The organism is Aquiflexum sp., from assembly GCF_041751335.1.
Taxonomy (GTDB): domain Bacteria; phylum Bacteroidota; class Bacteroidia; order Cytophagales; family Cyclobacteriaceae; genus Aquiflexum.
The window spans coordinates 1-3,576 of the sequence record NZ_JBGSXS010000037.1; the positions used below are offsets into that span (position 1 = coordinate 1).

Annotated in this window: 3 protein-coding genes and 1 pseudogene; all 4 read right to left on the reverse strand. The window is 41.8% G+C overall.

Going from position 1 to position 3,576, the window contains the following annotated elements; all coding sequences use genetic code 11:
- Positions 1–1,180: metabolite traffic protein EboE (eboE, locus tag ACEW8U_RS02005; RefSeq protein ID WP_373520364.1), on the reverse strand; the 1,180-nt coding region annotated here is incomplete at its 3' end.
- Positions 1,181–1,222: 42 nt separating this feature from the next.
- Positions 1,223–2,377: a 3-dehydroquinate synthase gene (locus tag ACEW8U_RS02010; RefSeq protein WP_373520365.1), complete on the reverse strand. Its 1,155-nt coding sequence runs from the start codon at positions 2,375–2,377 to the stop codon at positions 1,223–1,225.
- 86 nt (positions 2,378–2,463) lie between these two features.
- Entirely contained in the window at positions 2,464–3,375 is a 912-nt protein-coding gene (gene eboC, locus ACEW8U_RS02015) for a UbiA-like protein EboC (protein WP_373520366.1), read from the reverse strand.
- A 9-nt stretch (positions 3,376–3,384) separates the two neighbouring features.
- A pseudogene (locus tag ACEW8U_RS02020) lies at positions 3,385–3,576 on the reverse strand (hydrolase TatD); the annotation flags it as partial.

Sequence of the window (3,576 nt, forward strand, 5' to 3'; positions counted from 1 at the left end):
GTTCCCTTATAATAGAACTCCCTAGATCTAAATTGATGCCTTTCGGCAAAACCTCCCAAGTGTAGGTTTCCACTTCCAAATGGTTGCAGACTTTTTTCCTACTGATGTATTTCAACACATCAAGTATATCTGATTGGGTGGAGGAGATTTTTCCATAATCAGACAGAAAGATTGGGACATGATAGTGGATGCGCCATTCCAATGCATCGGTAGATTCAAGGGTATTCATCGCTTCAGGCAGATCGTTGAAGCAAGTTAATTGATCATTTGGGCCCTTTGCTACCACTTGATGTAGGTAAGTGGATTCGGAAAATGGAGATATCAGGGCTTCCATTTCCCTCCTCTCATTTTTTTCCTGTGGAATGTCGGCTTTTAAAGCAGCACTGATCTGGATTTTGCCGATTTTGATTCCATTAGCTTCAAAGGCCTCGAAAACATCCTCAGGTTCTTCATAGACCACCGCAAAATGACAGACATCATAACAGAGCCTGATATGTTCTTTTAGGCATTTTTCTGCTTCCTGATGGGAGAGTCCCAATTCATTTTCAAGGTATTCGGTTCCAATCGGAACCAACCAGTTTTTATAGAAATCAATCACCTCTTGTGTGTTTTCAAGTATGCCATCAGGTTCGGGTTCGATATCTAGGTGGAGGAGTTTACCTGTCGATTGATGTACGCTATAAAGTTTCCCGGCTATTTTAGCTAGATGAAGAGTTGATTCTTTGATGGCTTCCTCCAATTCCAAAGGCGTCTTGTACCAATGTCTGTAGGAAAGGGGGGAGGTCGAAATGCCGCCATCCAGACCTTCGGGTAAAAGTTCTGAAAGTATATCAAAAAGCCTGTCTGTATAATCCAGTCTTTCTGGAGTGGTCCAATCCGGTTGGTGGACTTCATCTTTGACTACCTGTCTATGGAACCCGCCGTAGGGGAAACCATTGAAGGTAAAAACATAACAGTCATTTTCTTTCAGCCAAGTTTTGAATTCAGCCAAGTTTCCTGTTTTTGCTAGGTCCAGACTTGCTTCGTGAGAAGACCTGAGTCCTATTCCAAAAGGTTGATTTGGAGAAAGTGCTTTTTTGATCGTAGGGATATATTGCTTTAAATTTTTAAAAGTTTCCTCCCAGCTTTCTCCGGGATGGATATTGGTGCAATACGTCAGGTGATGTCCTTTTGTAAACATTGAAGTTTTGGAATTGGATTAAAATTTCAACAATCCCACAATTTAGGAATCGGCGGCCACTTTCTCCAGATGAAATAATTTTAATTGATCAATGGATTGAAGAATCAGGTCATTGTCCATTTCATGTACCTCAACTCCCTTACCCAGTGATTCCAATAAGGTAATGGTCAACTCACCACCTAGATGTTCTCTGAATTCTTCAAGGCCTTTCAGCAGTTCCTTACCGGACAACTCATGGGCATAAATTTCAAATCCCAAAGAATTGATCAGGTTGATGATGCGCAATAAATCTGCTTGTGAAATCATTCCCTTCAAATAGGAATAGGTGCTATCCAATGCAATCCCAATGGCCACAGCTTCACCATGCCTCACCTGATATTGGGTCAGATGTTCCAACTTATGGGCTGCCCAATGTCCAAAATCCAAAGGTCGTGCAGAACCTGTTTCAAATGGGTCTTTGCCTGCGATATGGTCCATGTGTATTTGGGCACATTTGATGATTAATTCCTGCATTGGTGCCATTTGGCGATTGGCCAATGCCGATGCATTATTTTCAAGCCATTCAAAAAATCTAATATCTTTGATCAAAGCCACTTTGATGGCTTCGGATATGCCTGAACGCCAATCCCTATCATCTAGTGTCGTCAGAAAATTAAAGTCATTGATGACTGCGAAAGGGGGTGCAAAAGTTCCGAGGTAGTTTTTCTTTCCATAGGCATTGATGCCATTTTTGACGCCAACGCCGGAATCGTTTTGGGATAAAACAGTAGTCGGTATTCGCACATGCCTGATTCCCCTATGGGAAATTGCAGCAGCAAAGCCCACCATGTCCAATACTGCCCCACCTCCGACGCCAACGATATAAGAATGTCGGTCTATCCCGAAAATACTCGTCGCATCTACAATCTTCTTGAAAGTTGCTTCATCGTTTTTTGAAATTTCACCTCCTTGGACTACCAAAGGTTCAGCAATTAACAAAAACTTTTCCTGATAAGCATCAGCATAAGTGCGGATGTCATTTAGGAGGTTTGGAAAAGCATTAGACACACCATTGTCCACCACAAAAAATGCCTTGGCTTTGTTTCCGTTATCCAAGAAATTAGCCAATAATGGATTTGTAGTATCAAAAATCCCTTCCAAAAAACAGACCTGATACCTAAAGGGTACTGCAAAAGTCTGTTCAATTATCTTTTCCATTTCTATAAACTTAAATCTTCTTGTTAATCCTTGAAGGATATGGATTGTTTTGCAATTTAATAAACTCTGATTTCTGAAATAAGATTTCAAGTAACGGCAAATTTCTTGGCCAGCCATAGAGAAATCGGTAAAAGGATCAGGACGATTAGCCCAAACTGCCAGCCAGCAAATACAGAAGCCATTGTGGCATTCAGAATAATCAGGGAAATTACTCCTGCTTTTACGGCTTTTCCAATCATTTGTGGGACTTGGGACCTGATTGCTTTGATCAAGGGAGGAAAAATCATGTAAGCGAATAGGATCAGGAATGGAATCACATGAAGCGGATTTTTCCCTTCAAAATAAGTCAGGTCAATCAGGGCCAAAATGATCAGACAGTACATCGTAAACCCTCCGATCAATGCATTCCTGTTTTTACCATGTACTTCTCCTCTGCTGATCATGGTAATGGCGGCAACGAATACCAAAGGAATTATACCCAAATACCAATAACTTTTCAACATGACCGGAAAAGCACTTACCCCCAAAAGGAGATTTCCTGCACGGCAAAGTCCCATATTGATAGGTCCTATAATGGACTGATGCTTTCCCCAATAATCATATAATACAGCTAAGCCAGCCACAATCAAAGCGATCAGACCACTAATTGTTCCGACCATTGAAGCTGCTGCAACCCCAACAACAAGTAATAGGAAGGCCATCCACGCGGCATTACCTTTTGACACTCTTCCATTTGGTATTGGTCTTTCCGGTCTTTCTTTGGCATCTAATGCCGCATCAAATACATCATTGAAAGCAACCCCTCCTCCATACAAGCCAATGGTCGAAAGTGTCAGCCAAAGCAAGTTTTGAAATACAGGTGATTGGATGAGGACGGTCTCGTCAGCAAATATGACCAAGGCTCCGCCCGCAATGGCGAAACCTGCCCAAATATCAGCAATAGCGGTTACAATATTTGCAGGACGGGTGAGCTGTAAATAAGCTTTTATTTTTGACATTAAAGATGCTTAATTCTCCACAAAATCTGAGCCTTCCACTTTAGGCTCCTGTCCGCCTCTCAATACGGAATTTCCAAATTGCCTTTGCCTCTGATCTATGGGTTCAGGGCTTAACCAATCTAATTCATCCATTTGACCGCTTTGGGAATAGGCAGTCAGAGCATTCTGATAACAGGTCATCTTGATGTGTTCCTCAGGGAT